Genomic DNA, 16,086 nt, shown 5'->3' with positions numbered 1-16,086 from the left:
AGGTGTGGCCCGCACCGTTGACGTAGCAGAGCTGGTCGACCGCGCGCGTGAGGGACAACCGCGCGCGGTCGCCAGGCTGATCTCGCTGGTCGAGGACGCCAGCCCGCAGCTGCGCGAGGTGGCGGGCGCACTGGCGCCGTTCTGCGGGAACGCCCAGGTCATCGGCCTGACGGGCGCCCCCGGCGTAGGCAAGTCCACGTCCACGTCCGCGCTGGTCACGGCCTACCGCGCACGTGGCAAGCGGGTCGGCGTGCTGGCCGTGGACCCGTCGTCCCCGTTCTCCGGCGGCGCCCTGCTGGGCGACCGGGTGCGGATGGGCGAGCACGCCACCGACCCCGGCGTGTTCATCCGGTCCATGGCCACCCGCGGCCACCTGGGCGGGCTGTCCTGGGCCACACCGCAGGCGCTGCGCGTGCTCGACGCGGCGGGCTGCGACGTGGTGCTGGTCGAGACGGTCGGTGTGGGCCAGTCCGAGGTCGAGGTGGTGTCGCTGGCCGACACGACGGTGGTGCTGCTCGCACCCGGCATGGGCGACGGCATCCAGGCCGCCAAGGCGGGCATCCTGGAGATCGCCGACGTGTTCGTGGTGAACAAGGCCGACCGCGACGGCGCCGACCAGACCGCCCGCGACCTCAAGCACATGATCTCCCTGGGTCGTCGGGACCGTGAGGGAGGTCTGTGGCGGCCTCCCGTGGTGAAGACGGTCGCGGCGCGCTCCGAGGGTTTGGACGACGTCGTGGACGCCATCGACGCGCACCACGCCTGGCTGGTCGAACGCGGTGAGCTGGAACGACGCCGCGCCACCAGGACCGCGGGCGAGATCGAGGCCATCGCGGTGGAGCGGCTGCGTTCCCGGATCGGCGGATTGCGCGGCGCGTCCGCGCTCGAAACCCTGGCCAAACGGGTCGTGGCGGGTGAGCTGGACCCCTACGCTGCGGCTGATCGACTGGTCGAGGGGGTAGGGGCATGACGCCGGTGGTGGTGGACATCGGCACGCGGGACACCCGTCGGGTGATCATCGGCGGTGCGGTGTCGGGCGTGCTCGGTGTGTTGGCGTTGGTGGGCGCGGTGAGCGCGTATTCCGACGGTGAGGGTGTCGGCGGGACGATCGCGCTGGTCATCGGCGTGGCGTTCACCGGTATCGCGCTGGCCGCGGTGCTGAACTGGAAGAAGGTGTCCCGGCCGCGCAAGCTCGTGTTCGAGGCGCCGGGCGTGCGTTGGGACGACCCGACCGGCGCGCCGTGGGCGGTGGCTTGGCACGAGTTGGGCGCCGTGCGGATCTCGCGGACGCGGGAACGGGTCGTGAACCCGGCCGACGCGATCGTGCGCAAGACCATGGTCCGGCTCGACCTGCTCCCCGCCGACCACCAGGCGTTCCGGGCACGGCACGCCGACATGGCGCACCTGGCCCGCGAGGACGGCGCCTACCGCCTCCCGCTGGGTGACGCGGCCGCGTTGATCCCGGTGGTGGAGCGGGCCGTGCTCGGTTTCGCGCCCCACCTGTACCGGGGTGTGCAGGACGAAGGCTTCACGGTGGGGCTGTCATGAACGCGATCGAGATCTCCTTCGGCAACCGGACCGAGCGACGCGCCGCCCTCGCGGTCCAACTCGGCCTGACCCTCTTCGGCATCCTGCTGATGTTCCTGTCCTACGCGGACGGCCACCTGGCGGCCATGATCGTCGGTCCGCTGGTGGCGGTCGGCGGCTTGATCGGCGGTGGCATCTGGCGACGGCGGGCCCGGCTGCGCCGGCTCACCGTGGAACCACAGGGCCTGCGCTGGGAGGAGAAGGGCGCGTCGTGGGCCGTGCCCTGGTACGAACTGGCCGCAGTGGCGCTGGCACGCGGCGGCGGTAACAAACCGTCGCTGTGGCTCCACCTGGTGCCGGTGGACCCGCAGGCCTTCGCCGCCACCTACCGGAGCGTCCCGACCAGCGTGCACGGCCACTGGGTCCGGCTGGCCGACGACACCGGCGGCGAGATGCTGGACCTGGCGCTGCGGCGGCACGCGCCCCAGCTCTACCGGGGCCTCGTGCCCATCTTCGGCAGTGTCTAATTGCCGCTGCTCCGCAGACGGCGGGCTCGGTCGCCTGGCTGTAGTCGATTGCGCCGCTCCGCGGCGGGGCAGACCGCTCGCGCCTGATTTTCCGACGATCGAAAAGCGTGATCGCCGGAAAATGAGTCGCGAACGATCGACGCGACCTCGCGCGGTGGTCACCTGACCACGCCCCCACGACGGACCTGCCAGCGAGCCGGACCCAACCCACCGGCCGGCATCTGTGCACACACGCGCCACCCACCGGTCGGTTCGGCGCTGGTCAGACCCCAGTCGGCGCGGCAAAGCAGGCACACCAGGCCACGCCATCGTGGAAAGCCCCCATCCGGGTGAGCGATCGAAGCCGGGACTTCCGACTCTAGGCAAGGGCGATCACAGAGCCGAACGTTAATCCGGCGACCGGGGGACAAAGGGGTGCGATGTACGACTCCGCGGGGCTTCAGGTCCTCTCCCGCGAGGAATGCCTGAAGCTGCTCGACACCGCCGGCATCGGCCGGTTGGTCTACACCGACAAAGCACTGCCGGTGGTGCACCCCGTCGTGTTCGTGCTCGACGGTGACTGCGTGGTGCTGCGCGTGCCCGACGGCAGCGCGACCCTCGTCGCCCGTGACACGATCGTGGCGTTCCAGATCGACGACGTCGCCCCCGACCTGTCCCGCGGCTGGTCGGTGATGGCCGTCGGGCACGTCACCGAGGTCGAGGAGGAGTCGCAGCTGGTCCGGCTGCGACGGCTGCCGCTGGCCTCTCGCGGCTACGGCGACCGCGACCGCTACCTGGTGGTCGACCTCGAGGTCCTGAGCGGGCGTCGCATCCCGTAGTCGAAGGCGTTAACCTCGGGACCTCGGATACCTCCGACCCGGGAGGGTGGTCTCGGGTGCAAGGATCCCCGGATTCGAACGCCGCGGTGCGGTTGGACGGCCTGTTGCGCGAGCTGACCGACCGGACCGCCGAAGTGATCGTCTCGCAGGAACGGCTGCACCGGCTGCTGGCCGCGGTCGTGTCGCTGGCCAGCGACCTGTCGCTGCCGGACGTGCTGCGCCGCATCGTCGAGTCCTCGTGCAGCCTGGTCGGCGCCCGTTACGGCGCGCTGGCCGTGGTCGGCCCGAACCGGCAGCTGCTGGAGTTCACCTACGGCGACGGCCACCACCACACCGACTTCGAGATGCCCGGATCCGGGGCGACCACGTTCGACCCGTCCACGCCCGGTTTCCTGGGTGTTCCGGTGCACGTGCGCGGCGAGGTGTTCGGCAACCTCTACCTGACCGACAAGGAGGACGGCGCCGATTTCACCCGCGCCGACCAGGAGGTCGTGGTGGCGGTGGCCGCGGCGGCGGGCATCGCGATCGAGAACGCCCGGCTCTACGAGCAGTCGCGGCAGCGCGAGGTGTGGCTGCGCGCGTCCAACGAGGTGACGAACGCGCTGCTCACCGGCACCCCGGACCGGCACGCGCTGCGCCTGGTCGCGGTGCGCGCACGGCTCGCCGCGGACGGCATGAACGCGCTGCTGGCGCTGCCCGACGCGCAGGACCACCTGTCGATCCGGGTGATGGACGGCGAGCTGCCCGGGTTCGGGGTGTCCCGTGACGGCCCGGCCCTCGAGGTGTTCGACACCGGCCACGCGAAGGTGCTCGACGGGCTGCCCGGCCACGACCGGATCGGCCCGGTGGTGTTCGTGCCGCTGGCGGCGGGCGACCGGGTGCTGGGTGTGCTGATGGTGGCGCGGGCCCGTGGCCAGCGGGCGTTCGACCGGTCGGACGTGGCGATGGTCGAGTCGTTCGCCCGGCAGGCGGCGCTGATCCTGGAGTTCACCCGCGCCACCGGCGCCGGGCGGCGGCTGGCCGTGCTGGAGGACCGCGACCGGATCGCCCGCGACCTGCACGACCTGGTCGTGCAGCGGCTGTTCGGCCTGGGTCTGGGGTTGCAGAGCATGAACGGGCTGGTGGAGCAGCCGATGGTGGCGCAGCGGCTGGCGGATTTCGTCAACGAGGTCGACCAGACCATCCGGGAGATCCGGCGCACCATCTTCTCGCTGCAGGAGCCGCCCGCCGGCTCGACCGACCTGCGCGGCCGGCTGATGAAGGTCGTGCAGGAGTCGACCCGGCTGCTCGGTTTCGAACCGTCGCTGACCATGGACGGGCCGATCGACTCGGTGGTGCCCGACCACGTGCGGCCGGACCTGCTGGCCACGCTGCGCGAGGCGCTGGCCAACGCCGCCCGGCACGCGTCGGCGAAGAAGGTCGAGGTGGCGATCGTGGTCGACCGCGCGGCGACGGAGCTGCGGCTGGTCGTGCGGGACGACGGCGGCGGCCTGCCGTCCCGTCGCGGCAGGCACACCGGCGGGTTGGTCAACATGGCGGCGCGCGCCGCGAGGTGGGACGGTTCCTGTGAGGTCGACTCGACCGAGGGTGAAGGCGTGACGGTGACGTGGTGCGTGCCGTTGCGGTCGGCGTAGTTCGGCGTAGTTCGGCGTAGGTCGGCATAAGGCGGGACACGGCGGGACAGGGGGAGGGGCCATGGCCATCTCGGTGCTGTTAGTGGACGACCACGAGATCGTGCGGCGTGGTTTGCAGCAGCTGCTGACCGTGGAGTCCGACATCGAGGTGGTCGGCGAGGCGGAGAGCGCGGCCGCCGCCGTGTCCGCCGCCGCCTTCCACAAGCCCGACGTGGCCGTGATCGACGTGCGGCTGCCCGACGGTGACGGTGTCACGGTGTGCCGGGAGATCCGTTCGACGGTCCAGCCGCCGCCCGCGTGCCTGATGCTGACCTCGTACTCCGACGACGAGGCGCTGTTCGGCGCGATCATGGCGGGCGCGGCGGGGTACATGCTCAAGCAGGTCTCCGGCAACGACCTGGTGTCCGCGATCCGCACGCTGGCCGCGGGCGGGTCGCTGCTGCACTCCGGCGTGACCGCGACCGTGCTGCAACGGCTGCGCGGCGGACCGGTCGAGGACCCGCGCTACGCGGCGTTGAGCCCGCAGGAGCGGCGGATCCTCGACCTGATCGCCGAGGGCCTGACCAACCGGCAGATCGCGAACCGGCTGTACCTGGCCGAGAAGACGGTCAAGAACTACGTCTCCTCGCTGCTGCACAAGCTCGGCTTCGACCGGCGGACCGAGGCCGGTGTCTACGCCGCCCGCAGGCGGCAGGCCGGTGGGTCCGGGATCTAGCCCGTTACAGCGGCCAACCGACCAGCATCGGCGTGGTCGCGGCGGCGGGCGCGGTCGGGTCCGGAAGTGGCATACCCGGGCAGGTCAGGTCCTTCGGCGGCACCTTCCCGTCCACGATGAACGCCTCCACGATGTCGTCCACGCACGCGTTGCCGAACCCGTACACACCGTGGTCGCCCTCGTCGGTCACGGTGAGCAGCCGTGAGCCCTCGAAGTTGCGGTGGGCCCGCTGGGCGCCTTCCAGCGGCGTGGCCGGGTCGCGCACCGACTGCACCATGAGGACCGGCGGCACGCCCTTGCCGGTCGGCTTCTTCAGCTCCAGCTGCGGCCGGTCCCAGAACGCGCACGGCGCGAGGACCTGGTAGTAGCCGATCAGCGGGTATTGCCTGCCCAGCCGCTCTGCCTCGGCGGCCAGCGTGGCGCGGTTGTGCTTGAACTTCGTGTCGTTGCACGTGATGGCGAACAGCGTGCCGTTCTGTGCGTCCGGGTACTGCGCCAGAGCTGCCGGGAGCTGGGCCAATGCGGTGACGCCGGTCTTCGTGGCCTGGTCGAGCGACGCGAGCGTGGCCGCCGCGTCCGCGAACAGCAGCTTGCTGTACTGCGCCCGGAACAGCACCGAGTCCAGCAGGACGCCGTTGACCAGCGTCCCGTCCGGCAGCGTCAGCGGGTCCGCGGCCAGCTTCGCACGGGTCGTCTCGTAGGCCTGGCGGACCTGCTCGGCGGTCGTGCCCAGGTGGTAGAGGCTGTCGTACCTGGCCACCCACGGCAGGAAGTCGGTGCGGAACCGGCGTTCGAAGCCGTAGCCGAAGTTGTCGAAGATGTCCTGGAACGTGCTGGTGAAGTCGGTGTTCGAGTCGAGCACGAACTTGTCCACCCGGTTCGGGAAGTAGGTGGCGTAGTACGCGCCCATCCAGCTGCCGCCGGAGTAGCCGATCCAGTTGATCTTCTCCCGGCCGAGCAGTTGACGGAGCAGGTCCAGGTCGCGGACGGTCTGCTCGGTGTTGACCACGCGGCCGAACTCCCCGGAGAGGGTCTGGCACGCGGTGGCCTGCAGCTCGGCCGCGTCGTAGATCAGCTCGGTGTTGGCGCGGCTGCGGTCGCGCGGGTCGGCGAGCCCCAACCAGTCGAACCCGCCGCAGGTGACGTTCGTGCTCGCGCCCGTGCCGCGCGGGTCGATGCCGATGATCTCCATGTTGTCGACCAGCTTGGCGCGGCCGGTGTAGAGCAGCGGCAAGATCCGGCCGGGGCCGCCCGGACCGCCCGGGTTGGTCAGCACGCTGCCCTTGGCCTGGCCGTTCTTCGGCCTGAGCCTGCTCACCGCGATGGTGACGGTGCGGCCGTCGTCCGGCTTGCGCCAGTCGAACGGCGCCTGGAACGTGCCGCACTCCAGGCCCTCGAACTCGGCGCACGCCGACCAGGTGATGGTCTGGTCGGCGATGGCCTGGTTCAGCCGCGGCTCCGGCTCGGCCTGCGCGTACGTCGGCAGCGCGCTCACGACCAGTGCCGCGGACACGGCGATGGCGAGTCTTCCTCGCATGGATATCCCCCTCCGTCGAGGCCTCAACTCCATCGCGCACGTAGGCTGGAGGGCAACCGCAGAACGGCCCTGTTCGGCTCTACGAAAGACTTAAGCCACTCGGGCTCGGAGGAAAGTAAGGTCGCTGGAGTGGGGATTTTCCGGAGGAAGCGGCCTGCCGCGGTCGCCCGCGAGGTGGTGCGGGACCACACCTACGACGACGCGATCCTGGACATCGCGGCCGAGGAGATGGACGCGGGCCACCTGAGGGCGGCGACGACGGTGCTCGCGGAGTGCCGTGAGCAGCCCGAGGTGCGGGCGCTGCGGGTGGAGGTGCTCGGCGAGCACGCCGTCGGCCACGCCGACGAGCTGCTGGAGCTGGCGAAGAACAACACCGACCCGGACCTGTGGCTGCTGGCCGGCACCGCGTTCATCCGGGAGGCGTGGGCGATCCGCGGCTCGGGGCGGGCGGACACCGTCGGCAAGGACCGGTTCAAGGTCTTCTTCGCCACCCTCCGCAAGGCCGTCGGGCCACTTCACGAGGCCGCGAAGCTCCTGCCGCGGGACGCGGTGCCGTGGGCGCAGTTGCAGACCGCCGGGCTCGGGTTGCAGGTGGACCGGGACCAGAAGGACGAGGTCTGGCGGGAGATCGTGGCGCGGTGCGCGACGCTGTACCCGGCGCACTGGACGCGGTTGCAGATCCTGGCCGCCAAGTGGGGCGGGTCGGCGGAGGAGATGATGGCGTTCGCCCAGGGCAGCGTCGACGCCGCGCCGCCCGGCGACCCGGTGGTGGCGATGCTGCCGTTGGCGCACTTCGAGATCTTCCTGGAGCAGTTCGAGGACGCCGTGCAGGCGCGTTCGGCGTTGAAGATCGCGACGTTGAAGATGCGCTACTTCAGCCGGAACCGCGACGAGATCGCCACGGCGGCGGACAAATGGGATTCGACACCCACCAAGCCGCATCCGCGGGCCTTGCAAGCGCACAACCTGTTCGCGGCGGCTTTCGCCCTGGCCGACGACGCGCCTCGCGCGAAGCGCCACCTGCTCGGCATGCGCGACCACGTGCACGAAGTGCCCTGGGCTTATGTCGCCTATCTGGCGGATGACCTGGAGAAGGAATACACGGAGCTGGCGAACAAGTACCTGTGACACCCGGTGGCCGGGTCGTGCGCCCGGCCACCGGCGCGTGGCGTCAACACCGCTGTTTGTAGAAGTACTTCGAGTTGGCTTCCATGTCGGCCTTGGTCAACGCGACCAGGTCCGTCTCGATGTCGCGTTCCACCGACTTGCCCTCCAGCGCCGCGACGGCCTGCCCGACGCCCGTCTTCCCGATGGTCGCCGGGTCCTGGGCGATCAGGGCTCGCACCGCGCCGCCCCGCAGGTCCTCGACCAGCAGGGATAACGCCATGTCTCAGCTCCCGAGGCTCGACACCGATGGCGGCCTGCACCGGATGGCGACGACGTCGCCGGTCACCACGACCTCACCCGCCGCGTGCGGCACGACCACCGTGCTGCCCCCGTGCACCGCGACGGGACCGAGCGTGCCGGCGCCCTCCAGCACCACGAACACGCCGAACGAGGGCTCCAACGCCGCCGTGCCGGACACGTGCAGCCGGTCGGCGCGGAAGAACGGGTCGGCCTGCGCGTCGAACAGGTTCACCGACTCGCCGGTCAGCGCCCGCGTCCGCCGCACCAGGTCGTCGGCCGACTGGGCGCGGCGCTCCACGCAGTCCAACGCCTTGTCGTAGCCCAGACCCAGGTGGCCGACGTCGGCGTCGGCCAGGAAACCCCGCCACTCCAACGTGACGGAGAAGTCGGTCGGCTGCTGGAGCTCGACGATGAACACGCCCTCGCCGATCGCGTGCGGCACGCCCGCGGGCACGAACACCGTGTCACCGGGCGACACGTTGACCGGGTTCAACGCGCCCAACATCGCGGACGAGTCCTGAGTGGACACCCAACCGGCGACGACGTCGGCCGGCACGTCCTCGCGGAACCCGATGTAGACCGTCGGGTCCGGCCCGGACGTGCCGATCACGATCCACGCCTCGGTCTTCCCGTGCCGGCACCCCAGGTGCGCGGACGCGAACGCGTTGGACGGGTGGCAGTGCACCGGCAGCCGCTGCCCGGCGTCGAGCAGCTTCACCAGCAGCGCGGTGTCCCCGCCGAACTCCGCCGCGTGCTCGTCACCCAGCCACGACACCGGGTCCGCCGCCACCGCGTCACGCAACCACCGCCCGTCCGGCAGCCGGGACAACCCCGCCTCTTCCTTGCCGAACTGCGTGGTGGTCGACGCGACCCAGTCCTCGGGTCCCGTGTCGGCTTCGGCCTGGTTCCGGAACGCCGCGATCGCCGCACCGCCCCGGTAGAACTGCCGCGGCTGGTTGGCCTTCAGCGCGACGGGCTGGTTGTCGGAACTCATGCCGGTACCTCTCCTGATCCACGGGCCACCAACCGGACCGGCAGGACGACGCGGCGCGGTGGGGAGCCGTCGCCGTCCAGTCGGGCGAAGAGCAGGTCGGCCGCTGCCTTGCCGAGCGCGCTCGCGTCGTGCGCGATCACGGTCACCGGCGGCGACAGCAGGTCGGCCAGCTCGAAATCGTCGAAGCCCACGAGGGCGGGCCGCACCGAGGAGCCGGCCAACGCGCGCACCGCGTGCACGGTGATCCGGTTGTTGCCCGTCACCACGGCGGTCGCCGGGGCGGCGGTGTTCTGCAGGCCCTGCAACGCCTTGCGCACCGACTCCTCGTCGTGCGGGCCCATGACCACCAGCGACTCGTGGTAGCCGATACCGGCCCGCACGCACCCCTCGCGGTAGCCGCGGAGGCGTTCGTTGGCGGTGAAGATGTCCGGCGCGTCACCCAGGAACGCGATCCGCCGGTGCCCGAACGACGCCAGGTGCGCCACCGCCTCGACGGTGCCGCCGATGTTGTCCACCAGCACGGTGTCCGCCACGACGTCACCGGCCGGCCGGTCCAGGAACACCACGGGCGTGCCCGCCCGCATCTCCGGCACCAGGTACCCGTGCTGCAACCCGGCGGGCACGATCAGCAGCCCGTCCACCCGCCGCGAGCAGAACTCCAGCGACAGCTCCCGCTCCCGCGCCGGGTCCTCGTCGGACGACCCGGTGATGACCTGCCGCCCGCGCAGCCGCGCGATCTCCTCGACCGCGCGCGTCACGCCCGAGTAGAACGGGTTGCCGACGTCCTCCAGGACCAGGCCGATGGTGCCGGTCGACGAGCCGCGCCGCAGGTTGCGGGCGCTGAGGTTGCGCCGGAAGCCGAGCTGGTCGATCGCCGCGAGCACCCGTTCGGCGGTGGCCGGGTGCACCCCTGCCTCGTCGTTCACCACGCGTGAGACGGTCTTGATGCTGACGCCCGCCAGCCGCGCCACGTCGTTCATCGTGGCACGCCGAACCTTGCGAGCGCCTGCCGCGCCGTTCGGGGACAACGTTGTCATAGTGGCCGAATCACACACCCCGATTTCACCCGTGTCAACGGTCGGGCTGTCTCAAACCGGACAACCAAGAGCGCCGGGGTTGACGCCACCCCCACACGCTCCGCAAGTATGCGACTACGGGTAGTTGGTGGACAGCGTTGTCGACGTCGGCTGAGCCGACAATCGGACCCGGGAGGCGTCTCGTGCGAACGGCACTGGTTCTGGCGGCGGCGGTAGCGCTCTCGGTGGTCCACCCGGTCGCGGTCAACGCCCAGCACGACCAGGCACAGCATGATCAGACACAGCACGACCAGGCACAGGCGGACGACCTGGCCGGATGGGTGAACCCGTTCGTGGGCACCAAGCCGGGTGGTCCGGACCACGGCACGGGTGGCGGCGCGGGCAACAACTTCCCCGGCGCGGACGTGCCGTTCGGCATGGTGCAGTGGAGCCCGGACACGGTGACCCGCCAGCACGGCGGCTACTCCTACGAGGACGACCGGATCAAGGGTTTCAGCCTCACCCACCTGTCCGGCGCGGGCTGCTCGACCTACCAGGACATCCCGATCATGCCGTTCACCGGCGAGGTCACCACCTCGCCCGCGACCGATCCCGACCGGTACGTCTCGACGTTCTCGCACGGCAACGAGAGCGCGACGCCCGGCTACTACGGGGTGACCCTCGACAGCGGGACGAAGGTCGAGTTGACCGTCACCCAGCGCACCGGCATCGGCCGGTTCGCCTACCCGGGCGGGCAGACGTCGACGTTGCTGGTCAACACCTCCGGTTCGATCTCGGGCACGGACGACGCCGAGGTCACCATCGGCACGGACAGCATCAGCGGCTGGGCCACCAGCGGCCGGTTCTGCGGCGCGGACCACCGCTACCGGGTCTACTTCCACGCCGAGTTCGACCAGCCGTTCGCGTCCGTCGGCACGTGGAAGAACGGCGCGGTCACGCCCGGCCGGACGTCCGAACGCGGCGGCTCCGGCATCCGCGAAGGCCTCGGCGACGCGCCGAAAACCCTTGAGGCGCAAAGCGAACGTCCCGTGTCGAACTCCTTGGCTAAAACCGAGGACACCACGGTCTCGGGACCGGGCTCCGGCGGCTGGGTGACGTTCGACGACCCGGACGTGACCATGCGCGTCGGCCTGTCGTTCGTGTCGATCGACGGCGCGAAGAAGAACCTGGAGGCCGAGAACACCGGCAAGTCGTTCGACGCCGTGCACACCGCCGCCCGCAAGGCGTGGAACGACCGGCTCAACCAGATCAAGGTCACCGGCGGCACGGACGCCCAGCGCACCACGTTCTACACCGCGCTCTACCACTCGTTGTTGCAGCCCAACGTCTTCTCCGACGTCGACGGCCGCTATCCCGGCTTCGACGGGCGCATACACACCGCTGAGCGCGGCCACGCCGTCTACACGAACTTCTCCGGCTGGGACGTCTACCGCTCGGAGATGCAGTTGCTGTCGCTGCTCGCGCCCGCCGAGGCCTCCGACATGGTCCGCTCGATGGTGGCGTTCGCCGAACAGGGCGGCTCGTGGGACCGCTGGACGGTGGCCAACGGCTACACCGGCGTGATGGTCGGAGATCCGTACCACGTGATGGTGGCGAGCGCGTACGCGTTCGGGGCCAAGGACTTCGACGCGTCCAAGGCCCTGCTGCTGATGCTGCGCGGCGCGACCCAGAAGACCCAGGGCTACGAGGAACGCCCAGGCCTCACCGAGTACGTGGACCTCGGGTACGTGCCGGTGGGCGCGCGGAACGTGTGGGGACCGCCCGCGACCACCCTGGAGTACACGACGGCCGACTTCGCCATCGCGGACCTCGCCCGCAGGCTCGGTGACAGCGCGACCTGGCAGACGTTCATGAAACGCGCCCAGTACTGGCAGAACGTGTTCAACCCGGCCACCGGCTACACCCAGCCCCGCAACCGCGACGGTTCGTACGTGGAGCCGTTCTCGCCGGGCAGCCCGGACAACTGGGTGGAGGGCAACGCCGCCCAGTACACGTGGATGGTGCCCTACAACGCGCGCGGCCTGTTCACCGCGATGGGCGGCGACGCGAAGGTCCGCGAGCGGCTGGACACGTTCTTCACCAAGCTCAACGCCGGCCCGGACGAGCCGTACGCGTTCCTCGGCAACGAGCCGATCATGCACTCGCTGTGGCTCTACAACTGGGCGGGCGCGCCCGCGAAGACCCAGGCCGTGACGCGGCGCGCGGTGAACGACCTGTTCGGACCCGGCCCGGACGGGCTGATGGGCAACGACGACCTCGGCCAGATGTCGTCCTGGTACGTGTGGGCGGCGCTGGGCATGTACCCGGTGATCCCCGGCCGGGCCGAGCTGGTGCTGAACAGCCCGCTGTTCAGCGAGGTGACGATCACCCGGCCGAACGGCGCCCCGATCGTGATCAAGTCGTCCGGCAGCGGGACGTACGTGTCGGACGTGAAGCTCAACGGCCGCGCGCAGACCCGCACCTGGCTGCCCGAGTCGTTCGTGGCCAACGGCGGCACGCTGGAGTTCGGGCTGTCCGGGACGCCCACGGCCTGGGGCACGGGTCCGGCCGACGCGCCACCGTCGTTCCGCGACGGTGAGGTGGGGCAGCAGGCGTTCGTGGAACCGGGCCGGCTGGTGCTGCCGGCGGGTGGCAGCGGCACCGTGACGATCGGCGCGCAGGACTTCTCCGGCAACGGCGGCAAGGTGTCGTGGACCGCGCAGCCGCCGGCCGGGATCACGCTCACCCCGACGTCCGGTGAGGTGACGATCCCGGCGGGGGAGAAGGCCGGTGTCCCGGTCGCCATCGCGGTCGCCGCGGGCGCGGCCGAGCAGACCCACCGCGTACCCGTGACGTTCTCCAACGGCCGGCGCTCCACGATATCCGTGCTGGTGGCCGAGCCGGGCAGCCTGCGCGCGGCGTTCGACAACGTCGGCACGTCACCGGACGACAACCAGGCGTCGGGCAACTTCGACGGCGGCGGGTGGAGCTATTCGCGCAAGGCGCTGGCCGACGTGGGCGTGACGCCCGGCGGCACGGTCACCTCCGACGGCCTCGCCTACACCTGGCCGACCTCGCCGGTGGGTGAGTCGGACAACGTGAACGCCTCCGGTGAGACGGTGACGGTCGCGGCGCCGGCGGGCGCGACCAAGCTCGGGTTGCTGGGCAGCGCGGCGGGCGGCCGGGCGTCCGGCACGCTCACCGTCACCTACACCGACGGCAGCACGCAGACCGCCGACATCGGGTTCTCCGACTGGGCGCTGGGCGGCAGCGCGAACCTGCCGCCGTCGTTCGACAACCGGATCGTGGCCACCACGCCGTACCGCAACAACTCGAGCGGCACGCCGCAGCAGCTCAAGGTGTACGTCTTCGCCACCGCGCCGATCGCCTTGCAGGCGGACAAGCGGGTCCGCTCGGTGACGCTGCCCGCGTCGGTGACCGGCGGGACGTTCCACGTGTTCGCCGTCGCAACGGCCTGACCCGGAAGGAGAAGTCGTGCGCGTGATCCTGGCATCCCTGCTGGTGGTGGCTATGGTGAGTCCCGTGACGGCAACGGCCCAGCCCGAGCAGTTCGATCCCGTCGAGTCGGTGAACACGTTCATCGGCACCAAGGACGACGGGAACACGTTCCCGGGCGCGTCCATGCCGTTCGGCATGGCGCACTCCAGCCCGATCGGCTCGCACTACGCCGGCTACCGCTACGACGACCCGGTGATCCGCGGGTTCGGGCACTTCTTCCTGTCCGGCGCGGGCTGCTGGGAACAGGGCGGGCTGGTGTCGATCCTGCCGACCACGGGCCTGCCGGGCAGCTTCGACCACCGCTCCTACGGCGCCGCGTACACGCACGACGGCGAGGTCGGCAAGCCCGGCTACTACCGCGTCGGCCTGGCGTCCGGTATCAGCGTGGAGACGACGGCGACGACCCGTTCCGGCGTGGAGCGGTTCACGTTCCCGGACGGTGTGACGCCGCACGTGCTGGTGAACGTCGGCCAGGCCAACGACAAGGAGCCGGTGTTCGCCAGCAGCATCCGGGTGGTGGACGACCGGACGTTGGCCGGGACCGTGGTGTCCCAGGCGTTCTGCGGCGGCAAGCCGTACACGACGTACTTCACCACCACGTTCGACCGGCCGTTCAAGACGACCGGCAACTGGGGCGGCGCGGACGGTGGCGCGGGGCTGCGCGGCCAGTGGGTGACGTTCGACGGCGGCCCGGTCACCGCGGCCACCGCGATCTCGCACGTGGACGCGGAAGGCGCGACGAAGAACCTCGGTGAGGCGAAGGGCAAGTCGTTCGACGCGTTGCGTGCGGCGGCCCAGCAGGCGTGGCGGCGGGAACTGGCCGGCGTCGAGATCGACACTCCCAGTGCGGACGACCGCACGGTCTTCTACACCGCGCTCTACCACGTGCTGTTGCAGCCGTTGACCGGCAACGACGTGGACGGCCGGTACCGCGGGTTCGACGAGAAGGTGCACCGGGCCGACGGCTGGACGTACTACGAGTACTTCTCGCTCTGGGACACCTACCGGGCGCAGAACCAGTTGCTGGCGCTGCTGCGGCCGGCGCGGGCGAAGGACATCGCGCGGTCCGTGCTGGCGATCCACGAGCAGGGCGGCTGGCTGCCCCGGTGGGCGTACGCCAACCAGGAGACGAACACCATGACCGGCGACCCGGTCACCCCGTTCCTGGTGGACCTGTGGCGGTTCGGCGCACTGGAGGGCCTGGAGGAGCAGGCCTACCGCGCGTTGTGGCAGAACGCGACCTCGGTGCCGCCGGCGTCGTCGCCGTTCGAGGGACGGGTCGGCAACCCCTCGTACCTGGCGAACGGTTTCGTGCAGTACGACAAGGACTTCCCCAAGAAGGGGCAGGACGTCGACCCGCACCACGGCGCGTCGGCGACGTTGGAGTACGCGCTGGCGGACTGCTCGCTGTCGATCATGGCCGACGCGTTGGGCCACTCGGACGACGCGGAAACGCTGCGCGGACGCGGGCTGAACTACCGGGTGCTGTGGGACGCCACCGTGTCGGACCGCGGTTTCACCGGGTTCCCCCGGCCGAAGCTCGCCAACGGCGAGTGGCTGACCCCGTTCACCCCGCAGGGCCAGGACGGGTTCCACGAGGGCACGGCGTGGCAGTACCAGTGGCTGGCGCAGCAGGACGTCGCCGGCCTGGTGGAACGCCTCGGCGGTCGTGACGCGGCGGCGGCCAGGCTGGACGACTTCTTCGCCTACCCCGACCTGGTGGCGGACCCGGCGAAGACGGTCCGCGAGAAGTGGGTCGTCGGGCCGTACAACTACTACAACCAGTACCGGTACAACCCGAACAACGAGCCGGACCTGCACGCGCCGTGGATGTACGCGCTGGTGGGGCAGCCGTGGAAGACGTCGGCCGTGGTGCGGGCGGCGCAGACGCTGTTCGTGGACGCGCCGAACGGCGTGACCGGGAACGACGACCTGGGGCAGATGTCGGCCTGGTACGTGTTCAGCGCGCTCGGCATGTACCCGGTGACGCCGGGCACCGGCCAGTTCGTGCTGAACGCCCCGAGGTTCAGCCGGGCGGTGGTCCACCTGGAGAACGGCCGTGACATCACCATCACCGCCGCCGGCGCCGACTCGTCCAAGCTCCAGTACGTGCAGTCGCTCCGCGTCGGCGGCGCGCCACGGGACAAGGCCTACCTGAACCACCACCAGCTCCGGCACGGCGCGCGCCTCGACTACGGCCTGACGACCGACCCGGCCAAGGCGACGTGGGCCACCCGTCCCGCGTCCGCGCCGGCGTCACCCTGCACAGGTGAGCACGTCTCGTAATCGGCGGGAAGCGCAGAGCGACAGCGGTATCCGTCGAAAGTCTCGATCACATCTACTTCCGTCGCGGATCTACAGAAGTACGGCTGCCGGCACACGGTGCGGATTA

Annotated in this window: 13 protein-coding genes; 9 read left to right on the top strand and 4 right to left on the bottom strand. The window is 70.7% G+C overall.

Features of this window, described 5'->3' with window-relative positions; all coding sequences use genetic code 11:
* Nucleotides 1-4 precede the first annotated feature (4 nt).
* The 6 genes from meaB to FM051_RS14100 all read left to right on the top strand — a co-directional run bounded on the left by meaB (nt 5) and on the right by FM051_RS14100 (nt 5,221).
* Complete coding sequence (meaB, locus tag FM051_RS14125) at nt 5-970, top strand: methylmalonyl Co-A mutase-associated GTPase MeaB (RefSeq protein WP_158843364.1); 966 nt, start codon at nt 5-7, stop codon at nt 968-970.
* Entirely contained in the window at nt 967-1,548 is a 582-nt protein-coding gene (locus tag FM051_RS14120; RefSeq protein ID WP_158843363.1) for a hypothetical protein, read from the top strand. Before meaB ends, FM051_RS14120 begins: the two co-directional genes overlap by 4 nt.
* Nucleotides 1,545-2,054, top strand: a complete 510-nt coding sequence (locus FM051_RS14115; protein ID WP_158843362.1) for a hypothetical protein — start codon at nt 1,545-1,547, stop codon at nt 2,052-2,054. The genes FM051_RS14120 and FM051_RS14115 overlap by 4 nt, the downstream gene beginning before the upstream one ends.
* Before the next feature lie 419 nt (nt 2,055-2,473).
* On the top strand, nt 2,474-2,872 hold the full coding sequence (locus FM051_RS14110) for a pyridoxamine 5'-phosphate oxidase family protein (protein WP_158843361.1): 399 nt from the start codon (nt 2,474-2,476) through the stop codon (nt 2,870-2,872).
* A 56-nt stretch (nt 2,873-2,928) separates the two neighbouring features.
* Nucleotides 2,929-4,506, top strand: coding sequence for a sensor histidine kinase (locus tag FM051_RS14105; RefSeq protein WP_158843360.1), 1,578 nt, complete (start codon nt 2,929-2,931; stop codon nt 4,504-4,506).
* 61 nt (nt 4,507-4,567) lie between these two features.
* Nucleotides 4,568-5,221 carry a response regulator gene (locus FM051_RS14100; RefSeq protein ID WP_158843359.1) on the top strand — a complete coding sequence of 218 codons (654 nt, stop codon included), beginning with the start codon at nt 4,568-4,570 and terminating at the stop codon, nt 5,219-5,221.
* Nucleotides 5,222-5,225: 4 nt separating this feature from the next.
* On the opposite strand, the gene FM051_RS14095 is transcribed toward FM051_RS14100, so the two are convergent.
* Nucleotides 5,226-6,758, bottom strand: coding sequence for an alpha/beta hydrolase (locus FM051_RS14095; RefSeq protein ID WP_158843358.1), 1,533 nt, complete (start codon nt 6,756-6,758; stop codon nt 5,226-5,228).
* A 129-nt stretch (nt 6,759-6,887) separates the two neighbouring features.
* Here FM051_RS14095 and FM051_RS14090 point away from each other — a divergent pair, with 129 nt between their 5' ends.
* On the top strand, nt 6,888-7,886 hold the full coding sequence (locus tag FM051_RS14090) for a hypothetical protein (RefSeq protein ID WP_238412369.1): 999 nt from the start codon (nt 6,888-6,890) through the stop codon (nt 7,884-7,886).
* 43 nt (nt 7,887-7,929) lie between these two features.
* On the opposite strand, the gene FM051_RS14085 is transcribed toward FM051_RS14090, so the two are convergent.
* The 3 genes from FM051_RS14085 to FM051_RS14075 are packed head-to-tail and all read right to left on the bottom strand — an operon-like array spanning nt 7,930 to nt 10,139.
* A complete protein-coding gene (locus tag FM051_RS14085; RefSeq protein ID WP_238412368.1) occupies nt 7,930-8,145 on the bottom strand; it encodes a hypothetical protein in 216 nt (71 codons plus the stop codon).
* A gap of 3 nt (nt 8,146-8,148) precedes the next feature.
* Nucleotides 8,149-9,159, bottom strand: a complete 1,011-nt coding sequence (locus FM051_RS14080; RefSeq protein WP_158843357.1) for a class I mannose-6-phosphate isomerase — start codon at nt 9,157-9,159, stop codon at nt 8,149-8,151.
* Complete coding sequence (locus FM051_RS14075) at nt 9,156-10,139, bottom strand: LacI family DNA-binding transcriptional regulator (protein ID WP_158843356.1); 984 nt, start codon at nt 10,137-10,139, stop codon at nt 9,156-9,158. Before FM051_RS14075 ends, FM051_RS14080 begins: the two co-directional genes overlap by 4 nt.
* A 239-nt stretch (nt 10,140-10,378) precedes the next feature.
* Between FM051_RS14075 and FM051_RS14070 the strand changes: the two genes are divergently transcribed.
* A complete protein-coding gene (locus FM051_RS14070; RefSeq protein WP_338019471.1) occupies nt 10,379-13,654 on the top strand; it encodes a GH92 family glycosyl hydrolase in 3,276 nt (1,091 codons plus the stop codon).
* A 52-nt stretch (nt 13,655-13,706) separates the two neighbouring features.
* Nucleotides 13,707-15,980 carry a GH92 family glycosyl hydrolase gene (locus FM051_RS14065; protein WP_162470718.1) on the top strand — a complete coding sequence of 758 codons (2,274 nt, stop codon included), beginning with the start codon at nt 13,707-13,709 and terminating at the stop codon, nt 15,978-15,980.
* Nucleotides 15,981-16,086: the final 106 nt, after the last annotated feature.

This window comes from Saccharothrix deserti (genome assembly GCF_009769385.1).
Taxonomy (GTDB): Bacteria; Actinomycetota; Actinomycetes; order Mycobacteriales; family Pseudonocardiaceae; genus Actinosynnema; species Actinosynnema deserti.
This window is presented reverse-complemented; position numbering and strand designations above follow the sequence as displayed.

What these genes read in the sequence shown, in the direction of transcription:
- FM051_RS14120 (WP_158843363.1), top strand. Translation starts at nt 967, where the DNA reads ATGACGCCGGTGGTGGTGGACATCGGCACGCGGGACACCCGTCGGGTG.
- FM051_RS14085 (WP_238412368.1), bottom strand. Translation starts at nt 8,145, where the DNA reads ATGGCGTTATCCCTGCTGGTCGAGGACCTGCGGGGCGGCGCGGTGCGA.
- FM051_RS14075 (WP_158843356.1), bottom strand. Translation starts at nt 10,139, where the DNA reads ATGAACGACGTGGCGCGGCTGGCGGGCGTCAGCATCAAGACCGTCTCA.
- FM051_RS14115 (WP_158843362.1), top strand. Translation starts at nt 1,545, where the DNA reads ATGAACGCGATCGAGATCTCCTTCGGCAACCGGACCGAGCGACGCGCC.
- FM051_RS14110 (WP_158843361.1), top strand. Translation starts at nt 2,474, where the DNA reads ATGTACGACTCCGCGGGGCTTCAGGTCCTCTCCCGCGAGGAATGCCTG.
- FM051_RS14065 (WP_162470718.1), top strand. Translation starts at nt 13,707, where the DNA reads ATGGTGAGTCCCGTGACGGCAACGGCCCAGCCCGAGCAGTTCGATCCC.
- FM051_RS14080 (WP_158843357.1), bottom strand. Translation starts at nt 9,159, where the DNA reads ATGAGTTCCGACAACCAGCCCGTCGCGCTGAAGGCCAACCAGCCGCGG.
- FM051_RS14095 (WP_158843358.1), bottom strand. Translation starts at nt 6,758, where the DNA reads ATGCGAGGAAGACTCGCCATCGCCGTGTCCGCGGCACTGGTCGTGAGC.
- FM051_RS14100 (WP_158843359.1), top strand. Translation starts at nt 4,568, where the DNA reads ATGGCCATCTCGGTGCTGTTAGTGGACGACCACGAGATCGTGCGGCGT.